We start from the raw sequence: 1,689 nt of genomic DNA on the forward strand, positions 1-1,689 counted from the left end.
TCCCGTGCGCTCCCGCGGCGCCCAGCACGTCCACCCAGCGCACCGGCCCGGCCAGCTGACGGCGCAGCAGGTCGCGGGCGTGGGCGCCGTCGCGCACCAGGGTGCCGGTGACCGAGCTGATCACGGGCAGCCGGGGCGCGGCGAAGGTGACGCGTTCCAGTTCGGCGGCGAACTCGTCCTCGATCGCCCGCATCAGCGAGCAGTGGAAGGGCGCCGCGACCTTCAGCGCCACCACCCGTTCGGCGCCCGCCGCCAGCGCGAGGCGGGCGGCCTCCTCGACCGCCGCGCGCTGCCCGGAGATGACCGTCTGGCCCGGCTCGTTGTAGTTGGCGATCTCCACCACGCCCAGCGGGGCGCAGCCGGCGCAGATCTCCTCGATCCGGCCGGGGCCCAGGCCCAGTACGGCCGTCATCGCCCCGCCGGCCCGGCGCGAGACACCGGCCATCAGCTCGCCGCGGCGGTGCACCAGCCGCAGCGCCTCGTCGGCGCCCAGCACCCCGGCGGCGACCAGCGCCGTGTACTCGCCCAGGCTGTGCCCGGCCACCACGGCCGGCACGAACCCGGCCTCCGCGCGCAGCACTTCGAGCACCGCGAGGCTGGTGGCGACGATGGCGGGCTGGGCGATCTCGGTCGGGGCCAGCTCCTCCTCCCCCGCCGTGCTGCACAGCGCGGTCAGCGGCAGGCCGGTGGCGTCCTGCGCGCGCGCCAGGACGCGTCCGGCGGTGCGGGGGTGCTCACGCAGCAGATGCCCGGCCATGCCCGCGCGCTGCGAGCCCTGCCCGGGAAACATCGTGAAGAAATTGTCGATCATCCCCGTTCCTGCCTCACTGAGTTGACGAAAGCGCCGGAGAAAGGTCATCGAGCCGTCGGCGAGCGGATCTCGATTCTGTGAATCTGGCACGGAGTTCTGGCGCATTCCTCGAATGCGTCTGGACCGGCGGCACCACGCCAGATGCCTCCCGCCGCGTTCCCCCCTGCGAGCGGCGCCCTTTCCCCCCGGGGGTCCGCCGGAATTCCCTCCCCCGGGCCCTCAGGGATTCCAGCCGGATTCCAGCCGGATTCCGCCCGGACCGGGTTTTCCCCGCCCGGCCCCCCTTGACCAAGTTAGTGATCAACCACTAACTTGTGGTCATGGTGAGGATGAGTGCAGACGAGCGGCGCGAGAGCGTCATCCGCGCGGCCATGAGCGAGTTCGCCCACGCCGGGTACGACGGCACCTCCACCGAGGCGGTGGCCCGGCGCGCGGGGGTGTCGCAGCCGTACCTCTTCCGCCTCTTCGCGGGCAAGCGGGCGCTGTTCCTCGCGGCGGCGCGGCGCTGCCTGGCCGACACCACACGGCTGTTCGCCGAGGCGACCGAGGGGCTGACGGGCGAGGAGGCGCTGCGCGCGATGGCCAACGCGTACACCCGCGTCATCCTCAAGGAGCCGGAACGGCTGCTGATGCAGATGCAGGTGTACGTCGCGGTGGCGGCGTGCGAGGCGGAGGGGGACGCCGGGTTCGGCGAGGCGGTACGGGCCGAGTGGCAGCGGCTGTGGGACACCGTCCATCTGCCGCTGGGCGCGGACACCGGCCGGACCACCACGTTCATGGCGTACGGGATGCTGGTCAACGTCCTGGTCTCCCTGGGGTTCGCGCCCGACGACCCCCTCTGGGACGGCCTGTACCCGGCGGCACGGGCAGGGGCGCGG

At 73.2% G+C, this 1,689-nt stretch carries 2 protein-coding genes; one reads left to right on the forward strand and one right to left on the reverse strand.

The features are described 5' to 3' along the window. On the reverse strand, nucleotides 1-811 hold an 811-nt coding region (locus ABZV34_RS39190), incomplete at its 3' end, for an ACP S-malonyltransferase (RefSeq protein WP_356287986.1). Between the two features lie 320 nt (nucleotides 812-1,131). Here ABZV34_RS39190 and ABZV34_RS39195 point away from each other — a divergent pair. Continuing rightward, nucleotides 1,132-1,689, forward strand: a 558-nt coding sequence (locus tag ABZV34_RS39195) for a helix-turn-helix domain-containing protein (protein ID WP_356287989.1), incomplete at its 3' end; no start/stop codon positions are given.

Source organism: Streptomyces sp. NPDC005195 (assembly GCF_040608315.1).
Classification (GTDB): Bacteria; Actinomycetota; Actinomycetes; order Streptomycetales; family Streptomycetaceae; genus Streptomyces; species Streptomyces kaempferi.